Annotated in this window: 27 protein-coding genes and 1 pseudogene; 13 read left to right on the plus strand and 15 right to left on the minus strand. The window is 40.5% G+C overall.

Annotated elements, in window-relative coordinates:
• Positions 1 to 5: 5 nt before the first annotated feature.
• Together FTU80_RS09225 and FTU80_RS09230 are read right to left on the minus strand one after the other, a co-directional pair.
• On the minus strand, positions 6 to 359 hold the full coding sequence (locus FTU80_RS09225; protein WP_111884287.1) for a hypothetical protein: 354 nt from the start codon (positions 357 to 359) through the stop codon (positions 6 to 8).
• Between the two features lie 200 nt (positions 360 to 559).
• On the minus strand, positions 560 to 1594 hold the full coding sequence (locus tag FTU80_RS09230) for an AraC family transcriptional regulator (protein ID WP_180084828.1): 1035 nt from the start codon (positions 1592 to 1594) through the stop codon (positions 560 to 562).
• A 141-nt stretch (positions 1595 to 1735) separates the two neighbouring features.
• On the opposite strand from FTU80_RS09230, the gene FTU80_RS09235 reads away from it, so the two are divergent.
• The 4 genes from FTU80_RS09235 to FTU80_RS09250 all read left to right on the plus strand — a co-directional run bounded on the left by FTU80_RS09235 (position 1736) and on the right by FTU80_RS09250 (position 5915).
• Positions 1736 to 2506, plus strand: coding sequence for a 3-hydroxyacyl-CoA dehydrogenase (locus FTU80_RS09235; RefSeq protein WP_078188564.1), 771 nt, complete (start codon positions 1736 to 1738; stop codon positions 2504 to 2506).
• 57 nt (positions 2507 to 2563) lie between these two features.
• A complete protein-coding gene (locus tag FTU80_RS09240) occupies positions 2564 to 2785 on the plus strand; it encodes a hypothetical protein (protein ID WP_180004948.1) in 222 nt (73 codons plus the stop codon).
• Positions 2786 to 2824: 39 nt separating this feature from the next.
• Entirely contained in the window at positions 2825 to 3961 is a 1137-nt protein-coding gene (locus tag FTU80_RS09245) for an acyl-CoA dehydrogenase family protein (RefSeq protein ID WP_168377726.1), read from the plus strand.
• Positions 3962 to 4271: 310 nt separating this feature from the next.
• Positions 4272 to 5915, plus strand: a complete 1644-nt coding sequence (locus FTU80_RS09250) for an AMP-binding protein (protein ID WP_180023515.1) — start codon at positions 4272 to 4274, stop codon at positions 5913 to 5915.
• Between the two features lie 162 nt (positions 5916 to 6077).
• On the opposite strand, the pseudogene FTU80_RS09255 reads toward FTU80_RS09250, so the two are convergent.
• A pseudogene (locus FTU80_RS09255) lies at positions 6078 to 6593 on the minus strand (pyridoxamine 5'-phosphate oxidase family protein).
• A 662-nt stretch (positions 6594 to 7255) separates the two neighbouring features.
• Here FTU80_RS09255 and FTU80_RS09260 point away from each other — a divergent pair.
• The 6 genes from FTU80_RS09260 (at position 7256) to FTU80_RS09285 (ending at position 11719) form a co-directional block, all read left to right on the plus strand.
• Positions 7256 to 7984 carry a HesA/MoeB/ThiF family protein gene (locus FTU80_RS09260; RefSeq protein ID WP_180084935.1) on the plus strand — a complete coding sequence of 243 codons (729 nt, stop codon included), beginning with the start codon at positions 7256 to 7258 and terminating at the stop codon, positions 7982 to 7984.
• A gap of 58 nt (positions 7985 to 8042) precedes the next feature.
• Positions 8043 to 9341 carry an AarF/ABC1/UbiB kinase family protein gene (locus FTU80_RS09265; RefSeq protein WP_078193949.1) on the plus strand — a complete coding sequence of 433 codons (1299 nt, stop codon included), beginning with the start codon at positions 8043 to 8045 and terminating at the stop codon, positions 9339 to 9341.
• 83 nt (positions 9342 to 9424) lie between these two features.
• Positions 9425 to 9805 carry a dihydroneopterin aldolase gene (gene folB, locus FTU80_RS09270; RefSeq protein WP_180004951.1) on the plus strand — a complete coding sequence of 127 codons (381 nt, stop codon included), beginning with the start codon at positions 9425 to 9427 and terminating at the stop codon, positions 9803 to 9805.
• On the plus strand, positions 9762 to 10211 hold the full coding sequence (locus FTU80_RS09275; RefSeq protein WP_180084829.1) for a 2-amino-4-hydroxy-6-hydroxymethyldihydropteridine diphosphokinase: 450 nt from the start codon (positions 9762 to 9764) through the stop codon (positions 10209 to 10211). Before folB ends, FTU80_RS09275 begins: the two co-directional genes overlap by 44 nt.
• A 243-nt stretch (positions 10212 to 10454) precedes the next feature.
• Complete coding sequence (locus FTU80_RS09280; protein ID WP_180084936.1) at positions 10455 to 10952, plus strand: DedA family protein; 498 nt, start codon at positions 10455 to 10457, stop codon at positions 10950 to 10952.
• Positions 10953 to 11029: 77 nt separating this feature from the next.
• The gene (locus FTU80_RS09285; RefSeq protein WP_180084830.1) at positions 11030 to 11719 is read left to right on the plus strand and encodes a hypothetical protein; all 690 of its coding nucleotides are present in this window, start codon (positions 11030 to 11032) and stop codon (positions 11717 to 11719) included.
• Between the two features lie 69 nt (positions 11720 to 11788).
• Here FTU80_RS09285 and coq7 read toward each other — a convergent pair whose 3' ends face one another.
• Together coq7 and FTU80_RS09295 are read right to left on the minus strand one after the other, a co-directional pair.
• Positions 11789 to 12424, minus strand: coding sequence for a 2-polyprenyl-3-methyl-6-methoxy-1,4-benzoquinone monooxygenase (gene coq7, locus FTU80_RS09290; RefSeq protein WP_180004953.1), 636 nt, complete (start codon positions 12422 to 12424; stop codon positions 11789 to 11791).
• A gap of 3 nt (positions 12425 to 12427) precedes the next feature.
• Positions 12428 to 13747, minus strand: a complete 1320-nt coding sequence (locus FTU80_RS09295; protein ID WP_180084831.1) for an MFS transporter — start codon at positions 13745 to 13747, stop codon at positions 12428 to 12430.
• 177 nt (positions 13748 to 13924) lie between these two features.
• Here FTU80_RS09295 and FTU80_RS09300 point away from each other — a divergent pair, with 177 nt between their 5' ends.
• The 3 genes from FTU80_RS09300 to FTU80_RS09310 all read left to right on the plus strand — a co-directional run bounded on the left by FTU80_RS09300 (position 13925) and on the right by FTU80_RS09310 (position 22567).
• Positions 13925 to 16666 (plus strand): autotransporter assembly complex family protein, encoded by a 2742-nt coding sequence (locus FTU80_RS09300; protein WP_180084832.1) that lies wholly within the window; start codon positions 13925 to 13927, stop codon positions 16664 to 16666.
• A 21-nt stretch (positions 16667 to 16687) separates the two neighbouring features.
• The gene (locus FTU80_RS09305) at positions 16688 to 21208 is read left to right on the plus strand and encodes a translocation/assembly module TamB domain-containing protein (protein WP_180084833.1); all 4521 of its coding nucleotides are present in this window, start codon (positions 16688 to 16690) and stop codon (positions 21206 to 21208) included.
• Positions 21209 to 21361: 153 nt separating this feature from the next.
• Positions 21362 to 22567: an integrase family protein gene (locus FTU80_RS09310; RefSeq protein ID WP_180084834.1), complete on the plus strand. Its 1206-nt coding sequence runs from the start codon at positions 21362 to 21364 to the stop codon at positions 22565 to 22567.
• Here the strand turns inward: FTU80_RS09310 and FTU80_RS09315 are convergent.
• From FTU80_RS09315 to FTU80_RS09360, 10 genes are read right to left on the minus strand one after another with little or no spacing between them, the layout of a single operon-like run.
• The gene (locus FTU80_RS09315) at positions 22564 to 22830 is read right to left on the minus strand and encodes a helix-turn-helix domain-containing protein (RefSeq protein WP_233945241.1); all 267 of its coding nucleotides are present in this window, start codon (positions 22828 to 22830) and stop codon (positions 22564 to 22566) included. The genes FTU80_RS09310 and FTU80_RS09315 overlap by 4 nt on opposite strands.
• Entirely contained in the window at positions 22820 to 23410 is a 591-nt protein-coding gene (locus FTU80_RS09320; protein WP_180084835.1) for a DUF262 domain-containing protein, read from the minus strand. The genes FTU80_RS09315 and FTU80_RS09320 overlap by 11 nt, the downstream gene beginning before the upstream one ends.
• Entirely contained in the window at positions 23407 to 23721 is a 315-nt protein-coding gene (locus FTU80_RS09325; RefSeq protein WP_180084836.1) for a hypothetical protein, read from the minus strand. Before FTU80_RS09325 ends, FTU80_RS09320 begins: the two co-directional genes overlap by 4 nt.
• The gene (locus FTU80_RS09330) at positions 23714 to 23914 is read right to left on the minus strand and encodes a hypothetical protein (protein WP_218949025.1); all 201 of its coding nucleotides are present in this window, start codon (positions 23912 to 23914) and stop codon (positions 23714 to 23716) included. The genes FTU80_RS09325 and FTU80_RS09330 overlap by 8 nt, the downstream gene beginning before the upstream one ends.
• Positions 23907 to 24095: a hypothetical protein gene (locus tag FTU80_RS09335; protein WP_180084837.1), complete on the minus strand. Its 189-nt coding sequence runs from the start codon at positions 24093 to 24095 to the stop codon at positions 23907 to 23909. Before FTU80_RS09335 ends, FTU80_RS09330 begins: the two co-directional genes overlap by 8 nt.
• Entirely contained in the window at positions 24088 to 24531 is a 444-nt protein-coding gene (locus FTU80_RS16415; protein WP_257221478.1) for a hypothetical protein, read from the minus strand. Before FTU80_RS16415 ends, FTU80_RS09335 begins: the two co-directional genes overlap by 8 nt.
• Complete coding sequence (locus FTU80_RS09345) at positions 24531 to 25241, minus strand: hypothetical protein (protein ID WP_180084838.1); 711 nt, start codon at positions 25239 to 25241, stop codon at positions 24531 to 24533. The genes FTU80_RS16415 and FTU80_RS09345 overlap by 1 nt, the downstream gene beginning before the upstream one ends.
• Positions 25241 to 25525 (minus strand): hypothetical protein, encoded by a 285-nt coding sequence (locus FTU80_RS09350; protein WP_257221479.1) that lies wholly within the window; start codon positions 25523 to 25525, stop codon positions 25241 to 25243. The genes FTU80_RS09345 and FTU80_RS09350 overlap by 1 nt, the downstream gene beginning before the upstream one ends.
• Positions 25522 to 26142, minus strand: coding sequence for a lambda exonuclease family protein (locus FTU80_RS09355; RefSeq protein ID WP_180084839.1), 621 nt, complete (start codon positions 26140 to 26142; stop codon positions 25522 to 25524). The genes FTU80_RS09350 and FTU80_RS09355 overlap by 4 nt, the downstream gene beginning before the upstream one ends.
• Positions 26123 to 26962, minus strand: coding sequence for a RecT family recombinase (locus FTU80_RS09360; RefSeq protein WP_180084840.1), 840 nt, complete (start codon positions 26960 to 26962; stop codon positions 26123 to 26125). Before FTU80_RS09360 ends, FTU80_RS09355 begins: the two co-directional genes overlap by 20 nt.
• Between the last annotated feature and the right edge of the window lie 4 nt (positions 26963 to 26966).

Below are 26966 nucleotides of genomic sequence, written 5' to 3' on the forward strand. Positions count from 1 at the left end.
AATACTTACATTGGGTAATCTTGTAAGCTATCGAAAACTTCAACTTGTTCTAAAGCTGCTGTTTCTACTGCAAGACAGTAAGCAATAATTTTTGCAGTTGCACTCACTAAATTTTCATCTTTTAGATTTGCACCCGCTTGAATTGCTTCAATGTCATCCGCTTGAATATCCAGCGCATGAGCAACTTCAACTGCATTTTCAGTGCTAAAAAATTGTGAGATTAAATTTTGCAAATCGATATCTGCGACAGTTTTAAGCTGTTCATGAAACAGGTCATCAATTGCGTCAATCTGAGTGAAAAGAGAATCTGAAAAGTTTTGAACAAGTTGTTGTTCAAGAACATCAATCATCTTAAGCATAGGAAAGCCTTTCAAGGAGATGCAGGAGAATTGGAAAATAAATAAGCAAAGCGCTTTAAATTGAGTGAAAAATAACCTAATTAGACTAAAGTAGCAATCACTCAAGGATGAATGGTCAGTCTATTTATTGAATGTTTTTAAGTTATTGATTTTCTATTAATTAGATGAATATTGAATTTATAAATAGTGAATATCAAATTTTAGGCCTTGAATTCAGGCGCATTATTTTGTCGATACGCACCGGGACTGACGCCTGTCCATTTTTTAAAAGCCCGATGGAAAGCACTCGGATCATGAAAATTCAGTTCTTCACTGATATCTTGCAAGCTTTTATCGGTATGGGTTAAAAAATCGATGGCGGTATCTCGTCGGATATCATTTTTGAGTTGTTGATAACTCACACCTTCACTTTTAAGACGGCGATGCATCGTGGCTTCCGACATATTCATTTTGACCGCCAACTCATAAAACTCTAACCATTCAGCAGGAGGAACGTCTAACAGTTGTTTACGAATTTGGCTGCTAAGTGCATACGGGTTTTTAAAGCGCACCAAGAGGTTTTCAGGTGTTTGTTGTAAGAATTGATACCACGAACGTGTATCTTGTTTGATTGGCAGGCTTAAATAACTGGCATCGAGCTGTATATAGTTTTGACTGGCTTGGTAATGAATATTTTCACAGAAGCGGACTTTATAGTCGTGATCATCAAGTGGTGCATCACATTTAAATTGGATTTGGTTTAATAAAATCCGTTGACCACTTAGCCAGCACAGTAGCGTATGGATGAGCATTAAATATGTGGCATAGCTGAACATGCGTTTAGGCGCATGTTGGTCATAGATCACGATATAAGCAAAGTGATCTTCAATAGTTAAATCACTATGCAAGTCATCTAAAACCAGATTTAAAAATTGTAGGATTTGCTTGAGTGCATCACCCAAGGTGCTGTTATGCATGACCATTTTCGACAGTAGCTTAAAACTGCCACGTCGCATGGCATGCCGATCCATGCCAAAAAATTCATCATCCATCACATCTGCAAGATGAGTCCATAAAGCCGCATATTGTGATACAGAAACTCTGGTTTTACGCGATAGCAGTAACTCTGAGGGTATACCCGCCTTTTGTAAAATAGCAGAAATATCAAAGTGCTTTTTTTGCGCATCGTGTAATGCTTCATGCACCAAGTCGATAGAAATCGTCCCTTTACTGTATTCGAGTCCATGCTTCGGCATATGTGCGGATAGGTCCTTGTTCAGAATTGTCCAAATACATCAGAAAAGATGCAACATTTGGAAATTGTACTGAATAAATTCTCTGTTTACTCTGCATCTTAAGTCGAATTTAAAACAAGATATCGTAAATAGGGAAATGCTATGGACATTAAAGGAAAAGTTTTTGTTGTGACAGGTGGTGCATCAGGACTAGGCGCTGCGACAGCAACACATCTGATTGGCTTGGGTGCCAAAGTGATTATTGTGGATATGAATCATGAGCATGGCGAAGCGATGCAACGTCAACTGGGTGATCATGCCAAATTTGTTCAATTGGATGTTACCGATGAACAAGCGGTCGGCGCTTTCTTTGCACAAGTTGAAGCGGAATTTGGTCAACTTAATGGCTTAGTGAACTGCGCAGGTATCGCACCCTCTGCAAAAGTTTTAGGTCGTGACGGATTACATGATTTGGCGATGTTCCAAAAAGTATTAAATATAAATGTTTCAGGTACATTCAATATGCTGCGCTATGCGGCACAACTGATTGCTAAATATGAATTAAAAGCGGGTGAAGAAGAGCGTGGGGTGATTGTGAATACGGCGTCGGTTGCGGCTTTCGATGGTCAAATTGGTCAGTCGGCTTATGCAGCATCCAAAGGGGCAGTGGTTGCAATGACATTACCTCTTGCACGTGAGCTTGCACGTGAATCAATCCGTGTGATGACCATTGCTCCGGGTATTATGGAAACGCCGATGCTCAAAGGCTTAGCACAAAATGTACAAGATGCTTTGGGGCAAATGGTGCCTTTCCCACCACGTTTAGCAAAACCACAAGAGTTTGCAAAATTAGTGACACATATTTTTGAAAATGCCTATCTCAATGGCGAAGTGATTCGTCTTGATGGCGCGATTCGTATGCAGCCTAAATAGTTATTTATTAAAACTGCTTATTCTGGCTTCTACGAAGGAGTCTGATCGAGAATAACTTTGTTGACAGTAGTTCATCTCGTTACTTTTGTTTCGGCAAAAGTAACCAAAACCATTGTCATTTGCAAAACTCGTCATCAAATATTTATTGATTTACAGGTCGCAGAAACATTAGAGATTAATGGCGTCTTGCCTCAGACAGTTGCAAATGACGTCGTCGTGTATCCAACTTTGCTTTATACAGCCAAAGTATTTTTAATTCCGCAGTTATCCAAAATTTAAAGCTATACGCGCTATAAAAGATTTAGAAAAGGAAGTCTCATGATTTTAAATGATGAACAAAAAATGGTTCAGGACATGATGCGAAGCTATTCGCAAGAAAAACTGAAACCAACGGCAGCTGAGCGTGACAAAACGGCAGCATTTCCTGAACAAGAACTTAAGGAACTGGGTGAGCTAGGTGCTTTAGGCATGACGGTTTCGGATGAATGGGGTGGTGCAGGTTTAGACTATGTGTCTTTGGTTGTTGCCTTAGAAGAAATTGCTGCTGGCGATGGTGCGATTTCGACGATTGTCAGCGTACAAAACTCACTGCCATGTGGCATTACGCAACGTTATGGTACAGAAGCACAAAAAGAAAAATACTTAAAAAAATTAGCCACTGGCGAATGGTTAGGTTGTTTTTGCCTAACAGAACCACAAGTGGGTTCAGATGCGAGTGCATTGGAATGTAAAGCGGAGCGTGATGGTGATGAGTGGGTGTTAAATGGCACCAAGCAATTTATTACTACAGGAAAACATGCCCAAGTAGCCTTGGTTTTTGCGGTAACGGATAAGTCTGCAGGTAAAAAAGGGATTTCGTGCTTTTTAGTACCAACGGATGCACCGGGTTATATCGTATCGCGATTAGAAGACAAAATGGGTCAGCATTGTTCCGATACAGCAACTATTGTTTTAGATGACTGTCGTATTCCTGCGGATAGTCTTTTAGGGCAAGAGGGTGAAGGCTATAAAATTGCCTTATCGAACTTAGAGTCAGGTCGAATTGGTATTGCAGCGCAGTCTGTGGGTATGGCCCGTGCGGCATTAGATGCAGCCGTTGAATATGCTAATGAACGAAAGGCATTTGGGGTGGAGATTGTTCAGCATCAAGCCGTGGCATTTCGCCTCGCGGATATGGCCACCCAAATTGAGGCAGCACGCCAGTTAATTTTCCATGCAGCGACGTTAAAAGATGCAGGTTTTCCATGCTTAAAAGAAGCCTCGATGGCGAAACTTTTTGCATCGACGATGGCTGAACGGGTGTGTTCAGATGCCATTCAAATCCATGGAGGCTACGGTTATGTATCTGATTTCCCAGTTGAACGCATTTATCGTGATGTGCGTGTCAGTCAAATCTATGAAGGTGCATCGGACATTCAGCGGCTGGTGATTGCACGTGAAGTCACCAAAGGGTGAAAGGTTAAAAAATAGACTTTAGTCGATGTTCAAACCCTGCAATGGCGTTGATGGTTATGGAAATTGCAGGGCACATCCAAACATGGTTATCTAGGTATAGACAGTCTAAGAATAGGTAATTTACGAATAGATTGTCGAAGAGTATAAGTTTCAAAACTAAAAAACCGACATTGCAATCGGTGTATAGAAAAGCAGTAAAAGCAGATGTGGCAAAGGAATCGTCACTAGTACGCAGCGGTACAACAACAAGATCAATAAACCTCAAAGTCTTGCACTTTGAATCATAGAGAACAGGATAGGAATTGTCGTCATGAAGACACTAGAACAAGCATATCGTGATTTTAATTTTGAAAAAATGGTTGCAGAACAATTGGTCGGTACGCCAAGTTCAATCAATGCTTATGATGAATGTTGTGGGCGCTATGTTGGGCAAAATCGAACTGCACTGATCTGGGAAGGTAAAAATGGTGAATCTGAACAATGGACTTTTGAGCAATTAGATTTAGCTTCTGCACAATTGGCGAATTATTATCAGCGCATTGGGCTAAAAGCAGGTGATTGCATTGCAGGTCTATTACCCCGTACTGCAGAGTTATTGATTACTATTTTGGCAACATGGCGTATAGGGGCAATTTATCAGCCTTTGTTTACGGCATTTGAGTCCAAAGCGATTGAGCATCGGGTGCAAACTGCGGGAACAAAGCTGATTGTAACCAACACTGAGCAACGATCAAAACTTAATCACATTGATTTACCGCATATTTTAAACGTACATGCCGATCAAGCAATTCAAACAGATCCTGACTTTTGGTCAGAGTTGCAATTGCATGACGCCACATTTAACTCAGTTCCCCGTTCATTTGACGATGAATTTTTAATGATGTTTACATCGGGAACGACCGGTTTAGCCAAGTCTGTACCTGTGCCACACAAAGCGTTATTGGCATTTAAAGGGTATATGACACATGCGGTTGATTTGCGTGATGAAGATTCATTTTGGAATTTGGCAGATCCGGGTTGGGCTTATGGTTTGTACTATGGAATTGCAGGGCCATTAAGTTTAGGACACAGCATTATTATGGATGAACGTGCTTTTAGTGTTGATCATGCACTTCAAGTCATCAAAAAATATAAAGTCAGTAATTTGACCGGTTCACCAACGGCATTTCGTATGTTCTTTGGTTTTAAAGAAAAATTTGATGAATCCCTAAAATCACATTTACGGGTTGTGAGTAGTGCAGGAGAGCCACTAACGCCCGAAGTGATTCAATGGTTTAATCACGATTTAAACGTCAATATTTATGACCAATATGGGCAAACAGAACTCGGTATGGTGATTGCAAATCATCATGCTTTAGAACACTACAAAAAAGTGGGTTCAGCCGGTTTTGCTATACCGGGCCATCGTTTCGCGGTGCTTAATAAAGACTATCAAGAAATTGAACGTGGTGGCATTGGAACATTGGCATTAGACTGGTCGCAATCTCCACTCATGTGGTTCACAGGCTATGGTGGCAATAACCGTAAAGCCTTTGTCGGGAACTACTATTTAACCGGTGATACCGTTCGTTTAAACGAAGAAGGCGGCATTGATTTTGTAGGTCGTGCAGACGATGTCATTACAACGTCAGGCTATCGTGTTGGGCCTTTCGATGTGGAAAGCACATTATTAGAATGTGAAGAGGTTTTAGAATCAGCAGTTGTCGGTAAGCCTGATCCTGAGCGAACTGAATTAGTCAAAGCTTTTGTGGTATTGAAACCACAATATCAAGCAAGTTCTGAACTCATGGATAAACTACAAGCCTATGTACGATCTCGTTTATCCAAACATGCTTATCCAAAAGAAATTGAATTTGTAGATGGATTGCCTAAAACATCGAGTGGAAAAATCCAACGTAATTTATTGAAGCAACAAGAAGTGGCCAAAACGCAATTAATTCAAAAGGTCAGTTGAGTCAATTTATATACGCAAAAAAGGCTGCTTGATGCAGCCTTTTTGAAATTGATATTTGAGCTGGTGAAACCATTCATTCGAGATCATATATGTATTTGACTAACTATGGGACAATCCAAATTAACCTAAAATTAAAGCATTAATTCGAATCAATAAAATCATTTATTTTAAGTTCAGGGTATTATGTTCAGTATCAAGTTCTTGAGTTTTACCCGTTAAATTGCCCTTCAAAACTTTGAATAAATGGGTGACTTTATTGTCTTTGACATTCCAGAATTCTGCACTAATAGTATTAGCTATCAAAACGCGAACAGTAGGATCAGTCTTGCCATCGAACTAGTTTTCAGCCCAAGGATTCCATAATTTATCGATTAGGGCCGCATCTGTACTGATTTCTCCATGAGCACTAATTGATACATAAATATCGTCTGAAGGTTTAGCGAATGCTAATCCAAGATGATTACGACCTGCATTGACTGCCTCTACAAGGTCATTGTTTTCTTTCATAAGAAAATAGATATTTTCATGCTCATTCATCTTATCAGAATTAAGCATAGTCATAGGTTGAGAATGAATTTCTTGCTTGTCAGTGACATGGCTAATCATGGTGAAACGCACGTCTTTAATGAGTTCCCATAATTTTTGTCGCTGATCTTGTTCAACGTATTCTTGTGACATTTTTATTCTCCACTTTTAAGTAATCACTTTGGGGTAAAGGGGTAAATATGACTGAGCACAAAGTATTTGAATAATGTGTGTTAGGTCATAAGTTTATCGAACATATTGTGTCAGCAATTTAATTCTCACTGAATTCATACATATACCTACGGATTAAATCTCTTTGCATACATAAACGCTTAAAATATCTTGGATTAAGTTTTATTTTCTGAGGCTAAGGTAGAAAAGAATCATTAAAATTAACCTAATATAAGCAGCTCTAGTGCAACTAAATATGTTTAAAAATATAACTATATTTTTTATTTATTATTTTTAAAACATGTATAGGCTATACCTCGATGATGTTCCTACATACTAAGGTGTTTGAGATACTGTTTTTTAAATAGTGTAATTGAAGATACGCTAACTGAGAAAAATGTCATGTCTACAGAGCATTTATTCTAACTTTAAGCTGTATATTGTCTTGCTCAAATAGCCGGGTGTTTTTACACTGTTTCGGGTTTGTAGCCGAATAACATTTGATGGATATCGGTTTTTTTAATCTTTTGCCTGCGGTATAAACTCGCCCATTTTTCATGCTTGACGAATTTTAATAAGGAAATACTTTGTCTACGTTTAAATCGAATGAATCAACATCTGAATTTGAATTAAGTGATGATGAAATGCATTTATACAGCCGTCAAATATTGCTTGATGGATGGGACATCGATGCACAAGAGAAGCTAAAACTTGCCAATGTACTCATCGTAGGGTGTGGTGGAATTGGGTGTACCACAGCCGAATTATTGGCACGTGCAGGCGTCGGACAAATTACTTTAATCGATGCAGATCGAATTGAAATCAGTAATTTGCAACGACAAATCGCGTATACCAAAAATGACGTAGGTTTTTATAAATCAGAAATTTTGGCTAAACGCTTACAAGCGATTAACCCTCATATCCGAGTGCAAAGCTATACCACAAAATTAGATGAAAGCAACGCAAAGACATTGATTTCACAACAAGATTTGGTTCTCGATGGTTGTGATAACTTCAGCACGCGTTATTTGGTCAATGCAAGCTGCGTAGAAAATAATGTGGCGCTGATTAGTGCTTCTGCAATTGGATTTCAAGGGCAGTTATTTATGGTTGAAGCCGATGCTGCCTGTTATGAATGTCTATTTCCCAAAGAACAACATGCCAATGAAAGTTTACGCTGTGCAGACTCTGGTGTACTTGCAACCACCCCAAATGTTATGGCAAGTTTGCAAGCTCATCATGCTTTGCTTTATTTGGGTTTAGGAAAGACAGTATTGAAACAAAAACTTTTGTTGTGGGATGGTCTGTCAATGAAACAAAAAATTCTCGCTTTTGAAATAGATCCCGATTGTCCAATCTGTCAGGCAAGATAAAGCAGCAAGCCCTTATTTTTTTGCTACACTCATGTTAATTATTTTTTTCTAAGACATTATGAAAAACAATATCTGGTTAGATGGAATTCGCTCGGTTGCCCGAATGGGTGAGACCGCAGTGGTCGCGGCTAAAGCCGGTTTTAAATACGCGACAGAAAAACCAAGTAACGCAAAACTCATGCGTGAAACTTTTGAATCACTGGGTTCAACCTATATTAAATTAGGTCAATTTATTGCCAGTACACCTTCTTTATTTCCACGTGAATATGTAGAAGAGTTTCAAGGTTGTTTAGATCAGACACCGTCACTGCCGTTTAGTTATGTGCAGCAGGTATTGGCTTCAGAATTTGCTGGTCGTAATTTAGATGAAATATTTGCTTCAATTGATGAAAAGCCTTTAGCTTCTGCATCGATTGCACAGGTGCATGCCGCTAAATTGGTCAGTGGTGAAAATGTCGTTATTAAAGTGCAAAAACCGGGTGTCGAGACGATTCTCTATACAGATTTAAACGTTTTACATTGGGCTACTAAACTGGTTGAAAAAGCTGTACCTAAAGTCAAATTTGCTTCACTTGCAGATATTGTTGAAGAAATTAAAGTTCGCATGGTACGTGAAGTGGACTTTATTGAAGAAGCACAAAATCTTGACGACTTTGTGAATTATCTGAATGTGACTCAAAACAAAGCCGCAACGGCACCAAAAGTTTATCACCAATATTCAACGCGTCGAGTCTTAACGATGGAACGTTTATACGGCGTGCCATTGACCGATTTTGATGTGGTCAAGAAAGTCGCTAAAGATCCATCGCAAGTTTTGGTGACAGCGATGAATACATGGTTTGGCAGCTTGATGTTATGTAATAGTTTCCATGCAGACTTACATGCAGGCAACCTGATGCTGCTTGAAGATGGTCGAGTTGGCTTCATCGATTTTGGTATCGTGGGCCAGTTGAAACCTGAAGTGTGGACAGCATGTATTGCGTTTATGGATGCCTTACAAAAAACTGACTACAATTTGATGGCTGAAAATATGCTGAAAATGGGCATGACGGCTGTCAAAATTGATACACAAGTCTTAGCTGCCGACTTAGAGCGCTTATTTAGCGGTGTGCTTTTGGCCGATCCGCAAGAGTTATTAACTTCAAATCCTGCCGATTTGAATGACATCATGATGGATATGGTACAAGTCGGAGAGCGTCATGGTATTCGCTTCCCACGTGACTTCGCTTTATTATTCAAACAAATGTTGTACTTCGATCGCTTTATGCGCATCCTTGCGCCATATACTGATATTTATGCAGACCAGCGTATTCAAATGGTGCAGACTATGGACCCTAATTTATTGTTGAAGCAATAATTTAGTCGCAAGATATAAATAAAATCCTCTTGCTTAAACAGGAGGATTTTATCGATGTTTAAGATTTTATTTTGAGTGTAAGAATGGACGCAATTATCATTGAAGGTTTGAAAGTTGAAACTGTAGTCGGCTGTTTCAATTGGGAGCGTCAGATTATTCAGCCTTTGATGCTCGACCTCAATATTCAAACCAGTTTAGCGCAGGCGGCTCAGTCAGATGAGCTTGAAGATACCTTGAATTATGCTGAAATTTGCGAAATATCAGCCAAAGTCATTCAAACTGCTCAACCTAAATTGATCGAACATGCAGCAAAACTGGTGATTGATGCACTTTTTGCTACCTATGACAGCATTGAATCTATTATGATTAGCATCCGGAAGCCTGCCATTATCGCGCAAGCCAATTCTGTAGGAATTCGTCTTGAACGCCACCGAAACGATTTTCGCCCTAGCTCTGGCGAGTAATTTCAATCCCAAACCGCATTTTCAACTGGCTTTACGTCAAATTCAGGCTTTGGGTCATGCTGAATTTTCCAAAATTTATGTGATTCCTTGTCGTGATGGCATTGGGGCGGATTATTGGAATGCAGCTTGTTTGGTGAAAAGCAGTTTATGTGTAGATGAAATCAGCACCTTACTGAAAAAAATGGAAGCAGACTCAGGTCGTGTTCGTCCATCTCATAATATCGCTTTGGATCTGGATCTGATCGCGTGGGGCGAAAGCTTAGCGCACATGCAATTTAATCCGAAAAAACTGCCTTTAGCACTCGATGTTAAAATACCAATGTTCGACATTTGGAAAAATGAAATGTTTGAACATCCAGCACATCAATTTCCTATGGTGAGTTGCCAAAAAGTTTTAGTGGATTGAGCGAATGAAACGAAATGTTTTCAATGAACATGAGTGATATTTCAAACTGACCTTAAATACGCTAGATAAACAATAACAAAAATATTCAAATCCTGTCATGGTATGAGCTAGCGTATAGGCTGTCGCAGGATTACATTATCTTTTTAGCTTCAAAATACTGATATGAACTGGACGGATCTGATTCAGCACTATGGCTATATTGCGATTTTTATTGGCACATAGTTTGAGGGAGAAACAGTGCTGATGATTGGCGCCTATGCCGTACATCAACACATACTTCATTTTCCAATGTTGATTGCAGTGGCGATGTTAGGCAGTTTTATTGGTGATCAGTTTTATTATCAAATGGGCGCTCGCTATGGGCAAAAACTTATCCAGTCGAATGCAGAATTTGCACAAAAATTCGATCGTGCGAGCCAGTTTATTGACTGTTATCCTATTTTGACCATTTTATTTATGCGCTTTGCTTGGGGTTTTAGAACTATTTTACCTATTGCAGTCGGTGTGCGTGCTTATCCTGTTTGGAAATATGTGCTGATTAATCTAGTTGCCTGTTTTATTTGGGCGATGTTGGTCGCAACGATTGGCTTCCAAATCAGTCATTATTTACATCTATTTTGGGCGAAAATGCTGCCTTATCATCAAGATATTTACATCGTTATTGCCGTTATTTTATGTATCGTATTCTTCCGTGTGCTCTATACGGTGTTGAAGTGGTGGCGTAAGCATCATCAACATTGATAAAGTGAACGTGGCTGATCTGATAAAATCGTCAAAACATAATCAAAAGATTTAAAAGGATATTCAGTGAGAGCAATATGGGTTTAGGTTATGGTGCGGGTGCGATTGCCTTTATCATTATGTGTTTTTCGGTGTTGCTGGTCATATTCGTGATTCCTGCTTGGTTGTATTGGAATGCATGGCAGAAAAAACAACAGAAATTAAGCAAGTATCATCCTAAACTAGATAAAACTGTAAAATGGGGGCTATCGACTTTACTCATTTTTCCAATTTTTGTTCTCTTGAGTTATGCAGAGATTGCTTTTTCAAATCATCATTCAGATCGTGCTTATCAAGAGTATATGGCACAAATTATTATTCAGCTTAAACAACCTTTAGTTTATGGTGAGGTGATATTGCCTCAGGGGACATGGATCAACCGATCATTTGAAACCAACTATTCTCTTGAACAGATGACTGATATTCGTCAAGGTCTGACTTCGGCTCGTTTTCCAGAGCTTATTCAAATAGCTGGATTTGATGTTATTGCATTTGAGCTGGATCGTCATTTATTGCTGGAATTGGCACATGATCATACTGTTGTGATTAATAACCAAAAGGAAATTTGTCCGGCAGGATGGCTGCTTGAATTAGGTGGATCAGGTTATCCGTCCACTGAGCAACTTTATAGTTTGAATTTTGATTGGTTTACACCAAGTCGATGGCAGCCTATAAACTGTTTTGATGGCGAAGGAATTATTGTATTAGAGTCAAAACATTACTTATGAAAAAGCCTGCATCATTGCAGGCTTTTTGTTCACTATTTATAAAACTTAGCGACAATCATTAGAAAAGCATTAAATGTAATAACTGGTTTTGGTCATCAGCTTTGAAATACCAGTCATGGCAATACGAACTGGAACAGGAAGGTCTACACCACCTGCATTGAGTGCTGTATCACGGTGATGCAGCTCATCTTCATTCATTTGCACTAAGATTTTTCGTGAACGTTCGTCTTGTTCAGGAAGTTGGCGGATGTGGTCTTCTAAATGCAGACTCACCTGACGCTCAGTTTCAGCGACAAAACCTAGGCTGTATTTATCACCGGCAATACCCGCCAATGCGCCCATTCCAAAAGAAAGGCCGTACCAAACAGGGTTGAGCAGGCTAGTATGGCTGTCTAATTCTTTTAAGCGGTCTTCACACCAAGCCAAATGATCTTGTTCTTCAATCGCAGCGTGTTCCATTTCACGGCGTACGTTCGGTAGTTTCGCGGTGAGGGCTTGGCCATGATAAAGCGCTTGAGCACACACTTCACCACTATGGTTGACCCGCATTAGACCTGCAACATGACGTGCTTCACTGACTGCAAGTTGAGTCTTTTCAGCAACAGACGGATTTTCACGATGTGCAGCCGTTGCTCCGGGAACTAAACTACGTAAGGCCTGATCAAATGAGTGAATAAGTTTGTCGACACCTGTAAATTGACGCATGGATTAATCCTCCAGAGAGACTTGCGTAGTTTTAAGCAAAGGTTTGATGCGTAATAGCAGCCAAATACAAAAGATTGCACTGAGCACTGCGGTTATACAAAAAAGTATTTTAATATCAATCTTTAAAACACTCAGAATGATAATTGAAAATATAGCAGAAGATACCATAAATACCGCATTTAAAATGTTGTTTGCGGCAACCACTCGCGCACGATGTGAGCGTGGAGAATAAGCTTGCATCATTGCATAGAGCGGAACGATGTAAAAACCACCACTAATACCCAATAAAGTCACGGCAATCATGACATGGTAATAGCCCCAACCTTGATGAAAAACTTCTGAAAGGGTAATAAGTGGGCCAGTTTGAGTCGGGACAAGCGTTAAACTAAATGCTAAATACAGTGCAAATACCGTTAAACCGACAGCACCGATGGGAACCATCTTAATATTGACTTGAGTGCCGCCCAATTTACGACAAAGCAATGAACCTACGCCCACACCGACAGAGAAAAAGGTCAATAGCAAGCTAACGACATTTTCAGAGGCATGTAGATTTTGCTGAGTCATTTGTGGAATTTGGGTGAGGTAGGTTGCACCATAAAACCAATACCACGAGTTCCCCAATAAAATAGTAAAAATTAGCGGCAAACTTTTGGCATATTTCATCGTTTGGTAACTAGTTCGGAAAAAGTTCCAATCGATTTTTAAATCTGGTGTAGTGACATTTTGCTTAAGAATAAAACGACTGGTGATATAACCTGAAATGGCGATGGTCATAACTGTCAGGCTGATCCATATTAAATTGCCTTGTGAGGAAGCAATCACTGCACCGCCCAAAATCATCCCGAATAAAATCGCCATGGATGTCGCAGATTGGAACAGCGCATTGCCTGACATCAGCTCATTGGGTTTTAAAATTTCAGGCAAAATCGCATATTTGATTGGACCAAAAAATGTCGAATGGGTTCCCATCAAAAATAGAGCCACCAATAATAACCATAAATGACCGGTCAGAAAGCCAATACTGCCGATGATCATGATGATAATTTCTAAAATTTTGATACCACGGACAAGTTGTGAACGTTCAAACTTATCTGCGATCTGTCCCGCTGTCGCTGAAAAAATAAAGTAGGGTAAAATAAACAATAATGCAGCTAGATTGTTTAGCGTGCTGATGGGTAATGCCTGTTGTTGGATTAATCCATAGGTGATGACCAACAATAAAGCCTGTTTATAGACATTGTCATTGAGCGCCCCAAAAAATTGGGTCAAAAACATAGGCAGGAAACGGCGTGTACCTAGCAGATGTTCGTTGTTATTCATAAGCGTCTTGCTACATTAAGTTTTATTAAGAAATGTGAGTGATTGGTAAAATCTCTAAAAAAATCATGTAATATGTTTTTGAGTTTGGGGATGGCGAAAAACCAATAGATATAAGATCTTTAGCTCTACATCTGATTGACTAAGTCCATTACATAATGAAATTTGTTAGAGTTTGCTATGCCTGCAAAAATCAAGTTTAAAAAAACAATGCTTCATCACAGTATGGCTCACTGCATACGACAGCATCATAGCAATAAAAGTCTATATATGAGCATCTTTTTGACCTTGTGTGCTCAGCATAGTTTCGCCCAAACTCCCGCGGAAACTGTTCCAACCTCTGCAGATACAAAAGCAGAGATTGTTGCTGAAATCAAGGATGAGGCTGTAAAGCAAGGGCTGTCGACGCCTGAAGCAATTGAAAAAATTGAAAATATAAATGAGCCGAAAGAATCTGTTGATAGTATGAAAATGCTGCAAGAACAGCAGCAAGCAGGAACACAACTACAAGAATTTAAAGCCATTGAGTTTGAAGATTTAGAAAACTTACCCGTGACACCTGTTGATCAAAACATGGCGGATGAAATCTTCCAAGTTGCTGAAGAAGCCAAACGTCAGGCGCAGGAGTACCGTGCGACACAACAAACAGCAGTTGCTGTTGCGGACATTACCCACAAAGAGTTAACGGAAATTAACCAAGCGCCAGTCAATATTGATCAGCTCATGAGTGAAATTCGCTCTGATAATGAAATTATTGCAACACAAAATGAAAATGCCAGTACGCTGCAAGAGCTGAATAATCCAACTGTGGAAGATGATGCAGAGCCGGGTATTTTCAAGCGCTTATTATATAAAGTGCGTCCGCCACGTCAGATGAATACGGCAAAAGTGCCACGAATTAGTGCGGATGTTGAAATTACCTCAGCACATAATACCAGTCAGACTTCGAGTAAGGCTTACGGTGCGGCGCTGGAAGATCTCAAAGCCAATATTAAAGGCAAGCTTTCAAGTTTTTCTCAAGAGTCTTTTAGCGATTTTCCATCGGCTTTGCCTCAATTACGCAGCTTGTCCAATCAAGCTGCACAAGCTGTAGGTTTTTATCAGTCAGAATTCAAATTTGAAAAAGTGTCTGATAGTAAAGTTCGTGTATTGGTTACACCAAATACGCCTGTGCAAATTCAAAAGCAAAATATTGAATTTTCAGGGGCTGGAGCAAATCAAGCTCAGTTTCAGGTGATTGGTGTTTTACCAGATCAGGAAGAAGGTGACATTCTTAATCATGGTGAATACGAAACGACGAAAGGCCGAATTAATGATGCAGCAACTAATAACGGTTATTTCGACTCGTACTGGCGTTTGCATGATGTAAGAGTGGCTCAACCGCAAAATACAGCCGATATCAATTTGCGATTTGAAACGGGTGAGCGTTATAAGCTTGGCGAAGTCGAATTTCGAATGAGTGATCCTAATGCAGAGTTTCCATTGGATCGCGATATTTTAGAAAGTTTGGTGACGTGGAAAGACGGTGCTGACTATACTTTCTGGCGTGTGAATGGTTTGGCTAACAACCTAACTAACTCTCGCTATTTTAACTACACCTTAGTTGATGCGATTCGACCAGACCCAATTGAAAAGCCGCTTGAACTGCCACCAGATATTCAGACCTTGGTCGATCAAAATCAGTTGTCTGAAAGTTCACAAGTAGTGAAAGACAAAACGGAAGTGATGTCGAATAAGGAAGTCACGCAAAAAGTGGTTGATGAAGACCAATTTGCGGGGATGAATGATGCAGAGCAATCCTCTAAATTACGCAGTTTGCAAGATACGCAAGATGCTAAACAAGCAGAACAAGAACGTTTAAAAGCGCAAGCACGTGAAGATAAAAAAGTCCCTGTGATCGTGACACTAAATGCAGATAAGTTGAATAGTGCAGAAATTGGTGCTGGTTTTGGTACCGACACCGGTACACGTGTTCGTGGCCAGTATCGTCGTGCCATTGTAAACAAACGTGGTCATTCTTTTGACGCCAACATGGAAGTATCCAAAATCCGTCAATCGATTGATGGTCGCTATAACATCCCATATAACCATCCACTAAATGACTATGTCAGTTTGGTTGGTGGTTATGAGCGTGAAGAACGTGACGATGTCGGTCAGGGTGTTAATCTTTCGATTGAGTCTGCTGTAGCTGGGGTTGACCGGATTATTAAAAACCCACGTGGTAGTTGGCAGCATACCTTTGGTTTACGTTACCGTTTGGACCGTATTACCGATGACGGCCTAAGTCCTAGTGATGACATTCCAGATGCATTCTTGGTGAATACCAACAATGAACAACAGTCCTTGATGTTTGGCTATGAAATTTCTCGAACCGACTCTGATAAACGTGTGAATCCGAGTAAAGGGATCAAGCAAACCTATAAAGTTGAAGTCGGAAGTGAAAGCTTACTTTCAGATGCTGACATGGCGATCTTGAATGCGGGCTGGCGCTTTATTTATTCATTGGGTGAAAATGATAATCACCAGTTCGTGGGGCGCAGTGATTTAGGTTATATTCTGACAGAGAACTTTGATAAAGTTCCTTATAACTTACGCTACTTTACCGGTGGTGACCAAACCATTCGCGGCTTTGACTATAAGAGTTTAGCTGCCGAAGAAAATGGCTATAAAATTGGTGGTCAAGTCTTGGCAACGGGTTCATTAGAATATAACTACCAATTTAAAGAAGGCTGGCGTGCGGCGGTCTTTAGTGACTTTGGTAATGCGTACGATAAAGACTTTAATACACCGACTGCATATAGCGCAGGTGTGGGGATACGCTGGGCTTCTCCAATTGGCCCAATTCGTTTAGATGTCGCTACTGGACTTTCTGAAGACAGCAAACCAATTCGTTTACATTTCTTTATTGGTTCACAATTATAATTTTTAGGTGATGTGTTTTTTATGACTGAACAAGAACAGCAAGAACCAGAAAACGAAACGCCGGTAGAGCAACTGCCGAAGAAGCGTCGTATTCTTCGAAGTGTCATTTTGACCTTCGTGTTCGTGCTTATCTTTTTGGTGGCTGCATTAGCAGTTATGTTCTCTACAGACAAAGGCAGTAAGTTTTTACTTGACCGTGTTCTGGAACGTCAGCAAATCATTCACTATGAATATGAAGGTGGTAACCTATGGCGGGGCATTATTCTACGAAATGTCCTTGTTACGCTAAAACCTGTCGATGTAAAGATTGATCGTGCCGATATTACACTCGGCTGGCGCGCCATTATTAATAAAGAAATTCATTTAAATAAAGCAGATGTTAAAAATCTGCAAATTATTACCAAGACCCCACCTAGCGATAAACCTTTTGCATTTAGTGAAATCCGTTTGCCTTTCGTACTACGTGTCGATCATGCAGATTTAGATCATATGCTGATTAAAACCCATAGTTCAGGTGTGGATTTCTATGATATTGAATTAAATGAAGCGCTTTGGTCAGGGACGGAATTAAAATTCGAAGATACCCGTATGGATATGGGGTATTTGTCTGTGCGCCAAGCGTCTGGGAATATGAAGTTTGAAGGTAAATATCCGCTAAATGCTGTGGGGATTGTCAATTTACCTTCACTACGTGAAAGCTTGAATATTCATGATATTCAAGTGGTGGCTAAAGGATCGTTGGATACAATTCAAGCCGGTGTGGCAACACATACCCCAGATCTTTTAACTGGTTGGGCTGTGGTCCATCCGATGCGTCCACATGTTCCAATGTTTGGTGCACTCAAATTTAAAAACTATCATTTACCGTTGCTGACTGAGCAAAAGCTTTTTGCTAAAAATGGTCTGGCAAAATTCAAAGGGGATATTCAGCGTCTCAATTTAGATTTAGATACGGACCTGAGCGGGGCCAATATTCCTGAGGGTAAATATACTGCGCTCATGAGTACGGACTTGGTCAACCAACTTGATATTACTAACCTAAATGGTCAAGTGATGGGCGGCGCTGTCAATTTGGGCGGCGTGGTGAGTTGGAAAGATCAGGTTACTTGGGATGTAAGCGGTCGTTTAGATAAAATTAATCCAAAACATAAGTTGATTCCGCAGGTGGTTCAAGATTTTCTACCTGTAAATTTAAACAGTAAGATTGCGTCTAAAGGCACCCTTGAAAAAGGCATGCACCTGACGGCGTTGGTGGATTTTGATCAATATGAAACTTGGAATTTAAAACTCGATCAAGCGCCTGCCAAAAATAATAAAGCTCAGCCGATGCTGATGGATGTGTCTTGGAAAAATATAGACCGTGCAGTGCCATATGTTGGATGGTTGAGTAGTGATTCGGGCAATGTGCAATTGGCGCTTACAGAAGGTCAGCAGAACATTAATGTGGCGACCACAGTGTCACGACATGAAAAAGGTGCTCTGCCTGCTGGACAATATCAAGCCAAATTGAATCTGAAAAATAACAATCTCAATGTCCCTGCCTTTAGTTATGTGGCCGACAAAGGTCAGCTCAAAGGTAACGCAGTTGTAGAATTGCCTGATCAAAAACGTATGCTGAAATGGCAAGCCAATGTACAAGCACAGCAGTTCAATCCACAAACCATCGTGGCTGCTGCGCCTGTCGATCAAATTACAGGGTCATTAAAAGCCAATGGTTATGCAAAACCAAATCAACAGATTATTCAGCTGAATAATATTGATTTGTTAGGCCGACTAGCACAGCAAAATGAAACGGTTCACTTAACAGGTCAATCTACTGCTGCGCTGACTTTCCATGATGAGAAACAAGGGGGAGGCTTTAAAGCTTTTGCTGTGAATTATGATGGTGGCCTCAATGCAAGCCAAGTTGCCGCAAGTAAAGGCAGTTTGATTTTCAAAGTATCGGGCACACCTGAATTAATTAAAATAGCCGAGCTGCGTCATGATGGCGTGGCAGGTAAAATTTCTGCCAATGGACAAGTTTTACTACAAAAAGCCATTGGTTGGGATATTAATGCATCACTGGTGCATTTTAAGCCGCATTATTTTGCCTCAAATGTACGGGGTGAATTATCTGGAAATTTAAAAACCAATGGTGTGTGGTCAGATGCGCTAAAACGAATTCAAATTGAACGTCTGAATTTGGCAGGTATGATCAATAACAAACCTGTCCGTGGTCAAGGTAACTTGGCGATGGTGATTAATTCAAATCAATCCGGCTTTATGCCAAAACAGTTTGAAGCGAATAATTTGCTGTTGGCTTATGCCAATAACCAAATTCAAGCCACTGGTAATGCACAAAATTTACAATTGAAAATTAATGCACCAGCGTTATATGAAATTTATGCAGGCCTACGTGGACGTGCTTATGGCTACTTAAATGTTCAAGCACAGCCACGACTGCAAGCATCTGCCAATATCGCAATAGATGATTTTGCTTTTAATAATTTATTCAGTGTGAAAAAAATACGGGTGCAAGGCGAGTTGCCAACTTCTGCGACTTCACCAAGTTTATTAACGGCAACGATGGATAATTTACGCAGTAATAACCGTGAGATTGTGAAAGGTCAAATTTCACTAGCAGGAACACGTAATGCGCATTTATTAAAAGTCAGTGCTGAAAATAAATTATCAAAATTTTATGTGCAGTTAGCAGGTGGTTTTAACGCACAAAATAATTGGCTTGGTCAGATTCAAAAAGGCGATTTTGACTCCTTGCGTACACGTCTTGTGCAGCGTCAAAATGCATCGATTATTTACAACACTGCACAGTCTGACTTATTTGTTGGCGCGCATTGTTGGATGAGTCAGCAAAGTGAATTATGTTTTGATCAGCCGATTCGTGTGAATAAAAACCGCGGCAATGTATCTTTTGTGACAAAGAACCTAGACTTAAATGACTTCGCAGCATTTATGCCTGAAGGCCTGGCGATTACAGGTAAAGTGAATGGTTATGCGAAAGCGTCTTGGGCGAAAGGTGCAAAACCTAAAATTGATGCACGTTTAGTGACTCGTGACGGTTTACTCGGTTTAGCAGCTGAAGACCCACAGTATTTAGCATCCACTTTAAAATATGACGAAGTAGGTTTGATTGCGAAAAGTGTCGCTGAAGGGCTACAAATTCGACTCGATACCAAAGCTCCAGATATTGGTACAGGTTATGCCAATATTATTATTGATCCATATAAAGCCAATAAACCGATCCGCGGTGAAGTGGCCTTTAACCAAGTTCAACTGAAAATCTTAAAACCATTTATACAAGATGTCCGTTCAATGGGCGGTACGTTGTCTTATGCGGCAAAAATTAGCGGAACATTGTCTCAGCCTTTAATGGATGGTGAGATTCGAGTGAAAAATGGCTCGATTAGCATGATTTCATTGCCTGTGAACTTGACCAATATTCAGTTGTATTCTGCTGTACGTCAAAACCACGCGACGATTGATGGTGCATTTAACAGTGGGCGTGGTGTAGGCAAATTAACCGGAAATATTGACTGGAAAAATGATCCACGTATCCAGTTGAATTTAACGGGTAATGAAATGTTGGTCCGTCAAGCGCCATTGATCACCGCTGTTGTAACGCCTGATTTATCTTTAGATGTGCTGCCTTTCAGTAAGAAATTAACCTTAAAAGGTAAAATTGATGTGCCGCGCGCATTGATTTCGATGCCGGAATCTTCTGCAACAGTGGTTGGGGTATCTTCAGATGTACGTGTGGTACATGAAGGTGATAACCAACTTGAGATCTTAAAATCGGCACGTCCTTGGGATATTCGCGCTGACGTACAGGTGAATATTGGTAATCAAGTGATTTTCCAAGGTTTTGATAGCCGAATTCCGTTGATTGGTCGTTTGAATTTGACACAACGTGGTTTAGAAACAGCAATGCGTGCCAATGGTGCAATCGGTGTTTCCCAGCGTGTGAAAATCGAAGCTTATGGTCAAAGTCTGGACTTGAACCGTGCGATTGCCCGTTTCAATGGACCATTGGCGAACCCAACTTTAGATATTGATGCCAATAAAGCCGTACAAGGCAGTACCGTTGGTGTTCGTGTGACGGGTACAGCATCAAGTCCTGTAATTCAGGTGTATAACGATGCAGGTCTGTCTGAACAAGAAGCCTTAAATGCCTTAATTACAGGTCGTATTAATGAAGGAAGTTCAGGTTTAAGTCAGGCGGAAGGTTTCCGTTCTGATGTGAACAACACGATTGCTGCAGCCGGTATTAGTATGGGCTTGGGTGGTACACGTGCATTGACCAATCAAATTGGTCGTACATTTGGTTTGAGTGGTTTGGCATTGGATGCTCAAGGAACAGGAGATGATACTCAGGTTTCTGTGACGGGTTATATCACACCTGACTTATTCATTCGTTATGGTGTCGGGGTATTTACACCAGTGAATAAACTGACCTTGCGTTATCAAATGAATCAACGTTTGTACTTGGAAGCGAGTCAGTCTTTAGAGCGTGCAATTGACTTATTCTATAACTGGCGCTTCTGATGAGTTGAAAATAGGAAGTTTTATAAGTTATTGTTATTTAATTTCTTATTATTGATTGGGTCTACATTAAAAAATAACGTGTAGACTATATGTAGACTGTTGAGTAATTTCAGGCTTAAAATGCAAGTGTCGAATTTGTAGATTAAGCTTGAAATGAAACTCAACAAATCTAATGTTGATGCTATTGCATTGACTGAAAAAGGGCAAGCCATCTATCGTGACTCAGACCTGATTGGTTTTGCAGTCCGAGCCACTACCAAAAGTAAATCTTATATTGTCGAGCGTCGGCACGCTGGAAAGTTATTCCGTGTGACGCTGGGTAAGACCAATGAGATTACACCTGCGGAAGCTAGAAAAAAGGCTCAGTCCATTTTGGCTGATATAGCCAACGGTATTTTTGAGAAAAAGAAAGATGCCTTAAATGGCGAAATGACATTAAGCCAAGCATTCGATCTATACCTTAAACAAAGAAAATTAAAACCGCTTTCTGTGAATACCTACAATCACTGCATCAATACCTTCCTTTCAGACTGGAAGGAACGGCCTATATTTGAAATCAATAAAAAGGATGTATTTGACCGGTTCATTAAACTGACAGAATACAGTCCCACTCAAGCCAATCTTACTTTAAAAATGTTCGGGTCCATCTGGCGCTTTGCTCAAATCCACTGTTCAACTGATGAAAATCCAATTCTTAAACAAAACCCGGTTGATGTGATTCCTGCAAAACGTGGCTGGAATAAAACCAAGGCTCGTACACGTCACCTAGATGAAAGTAATATCCATACTTTTTACAATGCAGTCCTGAATTACTTTACTGAGCGTTCTTTATATGAAGATGCCTCCAAGAATGCCACGCGCGATCTGGTGTTATTTATCATGTATACCGGGTGCCGTAGAAATGAGGCTCAAACCTTGAAGTGGGAAAACGTAGACATTGAGAAGGGCTTATTTTTATTCAAGGATCCAAAGAACGGTGATGACCACTTGTTGCCAATGGGCGACCATTTATTTGAAATTATCAAACAGCGTTACGAACTGCGAAGAAATGATTATGTTTTTCCGGGCTCCAATATGACATCAAATGCAAAGCATATTGCAGGTGCTCAGGGCCTGTTAAAAACAATAGGTGAGCAGACCGGTATCCAAATTTCATTACATGATTTGCGTCGAACTTTTGCCACCATCTGCAATAATTTAGACTATGGCCCATATACGATTAAGCGATTACTCAACCATAGATCTGGCGCTAAAAATGATGTGACTGGTGGATATGTGCAGGTATCACTCAAAAAATTACGGCTTGCAATGAATGATATTGAAGCCGTGTATCAGGGCAAGCTCAACTGCTTCGATTAGGAGGCAAGTTGAGCTGTATTCATTACTGTCTGTCGCTCTTGGTAGGCTAGTACGTCTGACTTCTTGTAGGTAACACATCGACCAACCTTAGTGTAAGGGATTCCGCCACCCACACAACGCAAGCGCTGCAAGGTGTGGATAGAGCAGGAGAGGTAAATTGCCACATCTTCTTGCGGAAACAACTGCTGATCCGATGCAGCAAGGAAGCGATCTAAACGCATATCTTTATCTTGCTGCGACATTTCATTTAGCTTAATTTTCACTCTTCACCTCCATACAACTTTCTACATCTGCTTTATTCATTAGCTGCCGAACTCGATCCAACTCTTCTTTAGAGTGCGGAGTTCCACCGCCATTAATGTCTAAGTAAAATTTCAGAAGATCTTTGCGATCCTGAAAGTCATACATCTTTATAATAAGCTGCAGGTCACGCAAAATTACTCGCATTGGCAGCAATTCATATTCAAGGCCAAATATTGGCAACTCTTTATTAATAAATTTTCTAATAGCTGTTAGCCTTTGAAGGCCATCAATACAAACCACCTGATCAGGAAGGTCGCCAGATAGTTTTGCCTCACGCCATGTCGGGCAGTTGAAACGAATTGTTAGCCCACTTTCATCCACAATTCTGCGTAACACGTTTTCTATATAAGCTACCTGTTGCGATTCAGTCCAAATATGGCCACGTTGGAAGTCCGGGTTTATATCAACACCATGTTCAACCGCTTCACCTTCATTTGCCAGCCACGCTTCCAAGTAGCTAAAACCACAATGAAAGGCTCGAATTGGGCGCTCCACTGGATTAACTGCTGCCAAAAAATCATCATAAGAAATTCTACTCATGCAATCTCTCCCAAAGCTACAACGACATTTCTAGGCAACCCACTCAAATAACAACTAAACAAGTGGTATAGCTCATCCGCATTCATTTCATTTACTTCGATCGTGCCGCCTGTGCCATTCACTACACGCTGACGTGACCAACCACGCATATTGAAAGTAAACTCATTGTCGTAGTCGACTGCGTTCACAATCGCATTAAACAGCTCAACTTCCTGCGCATCCCAATTTTCAAAGTAGGGCATATCTTTAGAAGTTAAGTTGTCAATTTGGAGCTGGGCGAATTGGGGTTTTGTTAATTGAATTTCAGTCATTTAAAACCACCCCATCTACAACCAATGCAATTTGAATCTGACCATTGGTTCTGTCATTAATTAATTTCTTGAAATACCCAATAGCTTGACCAAGTGTGTTTTCATCAGCGTGGGCAGGGCGTACTGCAAGCACCTGAACAGCGTCAAGCAGCTTGCGAATTTCATGAATTTCGATACGTTGAATTTCAGTCATTGGCTGGCTCCTTAACAATCTCTTCAACAAGACAGAAGAAAGGCGCATTTGTGTCAACTTGATTGCAGCAAATCATACTGCCTTTGAATTCACGTATCACACCAGTAACAACAACTTCATCCTGAAAAGCAGGGGTAAATTTAGCAGTAATGGTATCGCCAATTTTGTGGGTACTAGTCATTGGCTGGCTCCTGTGCTTCGATCATGGCTTTGTATTCCTCAAAGTCACAATTATCTGGATCCGTATCAGTCAACAATTCCTGAATTTTACAAGCCAATCTCCACCATTCGATATTTCTAGGGTTATTGGACTCAAATGGAAACGGCGTGGATTTGTCGCGTTGGAAGCGATTTGAACTAGCAATCAAATCAACCAATTCAATTGTTTGAGCGATAATTTCAAAATCTGATCGACCTTTTTCTTCCGGCACCGCTTGGGCTTTAGCATCCCATGCAGCACACCACGTCAACCAAGCCTCATGCCTTGGACTTGTAGGAGGATAGCGATGCCCAGTTAAGAGTTCATGTCTATCAAGTCGGCGTTTTAAGTCCTCATAGTCGCAATTACAATCGCGGGCATGAAACTTTTCAAAAGCTACTTGTTTCTGAATATCCATCACGCCACCTTATAGAAGCGCTTGGCTTCTTCAAAATCAGAAGTAATTAGTTCTTGATCACCGTTATAACAATGAACAATTTCGTCATAATTAAAGACTTTCTCCATTTGCTCGATGTTCTTGCATTGATACATCGGCTCTTTAAACCATGCTTCGTCGTAGAAACTTTCTTTTTTAAGTTCCTCAAATTCTTCATCCGTTCCATGCCAAATAGTCACATCCATTTGACGAATGATCATTTCGGCAATTTCAGGACTTCCAGCAAACTCACGCTCGAACATTTTTTTAAAGCGCGCCTTAGCTCGATATGCAATTTCTTTGCTTTCGCAAGGAAAATAGTTTGGCGGTGAATCAGGCTCTTCAGGAATGCTATAGCACCACTTCAACTGTGATTTAAATTCAGGGCAGTTCTCTTTTACATGCGCTTGAAGCTCATCGCGCTCTTGAATAACTTCATTGCCACGACCAAGCAATTCATTGATTTGATCTTTCAAATCCCAAATTTCGGAAGCGAGATTTTGAGTGTGAGACAGATTGTTTTCACGATCTAAATACATCAAAGCCCAATATTGAAAAGCAGGGTTTGGCATATATTTACTCAAAAATGCCACTCTTTCTTTGAGTGACTGGTTTTGAGTGTTCACCAAGTTTTCTTTGAATTTCTCAAACTTAATTTCCAAATCTTTTAATTTTTCTTGAGTTAATTCCATCACGCCACCTTCATTATTTGATTAGCCACGACACGCGCTAAATTTTCATTCGTTTCATCTGATATAGCAGGGCTGCGCAAGTGCATTTCATATTCATCAAACAACGCTTGGCACGCCGAATTACCCGTTAAATCACTCTTTACAAACACATAGCTCAAAGCCTTACGGGTGCCTTTACCACTAAAAGTGCAGCTACCATCTGCAAGGACTTTCTTCACATAACCGAGCTTTTCTAACCAAATTTTGAAGCCGTCGGCATGTTTATTTTTGATTCGGAAGATCATGCTGCCACCTCATATTCTGCGTTGAGCTCAGCCATTGCTTTATCAACGACAATGTTGAAATTAATGACTGCTTGCTCAACACCTGCAATGTCCAAATCTTTCGCAAATACCCGAATAATCACAATTTGCAGATGCTCAGGCAGGCGAGGGTCAAAGCTAATAAAGTCACACCATTTGCGACGAGTACACGCTAATTGCCAAGTGATCTGCGGGATGTATTCCGCAGGCACTTCTTTAGTGAGTAACGTGTTCAAATGAGTTGTTGTAGCAGGGCACTTAACCTCAATTTGACCATCTAAATTGATTAATCCATCAGGCGATGCACCGCTTAATTTAATGACCGGGTGATCAACCAACCCTGTACCTTTAACAAAATTACCCGTCTCATTTTCATAAGCGGCAATCGCATTTTCTTCCTGATCAATACCCCATTGCATCAGACTATTGGTTTTAGTTTCCTCCTGAACACCAGTAATGCGCTCAGAAAGAATTGTTAATGTTAGGGCGTTGTATTTCTTGCCTTTAACTGGTTTAGCACCGATATCTTTAATGCGGCTTGCAGTCACTTTGCCGCAGCGATCTGCAAACCAACCTTCACTACGCTGGAGAATGGTCATAAGTTTCTCCTTGGCGTGCTAAAGCTTGATCAGCTAGTTCAGCTATTTGTTTAAGATTTACTGAATGAGTGGTCCAAAAAATACGTTTGTGTTCACCTTTAGGCAGGTTTGCATACGCAGAGCTCAATCGATCCGATCCATACTGAGCTTCATTTTGAAAATGCGGCAAGTGGTCTGCTTCAAATTTCAAATATTCAGCATTACTTTCAGTAGGATTTACATCCATCATTGGTGCGTGATCTAGCAGTTCATCCTCTGAATAAACACCCAAAATCACATCAGGGAAGTGAAGGCGTGCCAACTTTTTAGTTGCTAAATATGCAATTTGCTGCTTGGGATCATTCACCCATAATGGCGAATTACGAACAGTGCCAACCTGAGCAAATGACACATCAAGCACGCGTGGATTTGAATCGCCTTTAATAGTTACCCAAGTGCGGACGCCAATATCATGAGCTTTGCAAGTCTTACCATCTACCTTTGACCAGTCGCCATACCACTCGTAATCAGGACGGCCAACAATAGGCCCCTTAGAGATAATGACCGCATTAATTAACTGAGCTTCATAACCGAGATTTCCGTTCACAATATGGGTTTTTTGAGCCACTGCAAAAGGATTCATATCCCACTGCATAGCTTGCATGGTTACCGCTAGACAATCACCAGGTTGTCCCTGTAAATGTTTTGGCACAGTGATAGTTGCTTTACTCATAAAGTCCGCAAAAGACACCATGTTTTGCATCGCCACTGGATCAAGCACAAGGTTTGAAGTTTGTGAATTTACTGGCAATACTGGATTTGTTTGAGCTACTGCATTCATATTC

The organism is Acinetobacter sp. YH12145, assembly GCF_013418335.1.
Lineage (GTDB): Bacteria > Pseudomonadota > Gammaproteobacteria > Pseudomonadales > Moraxellaceae > Acinetobacter > Acinetobacter amyesii.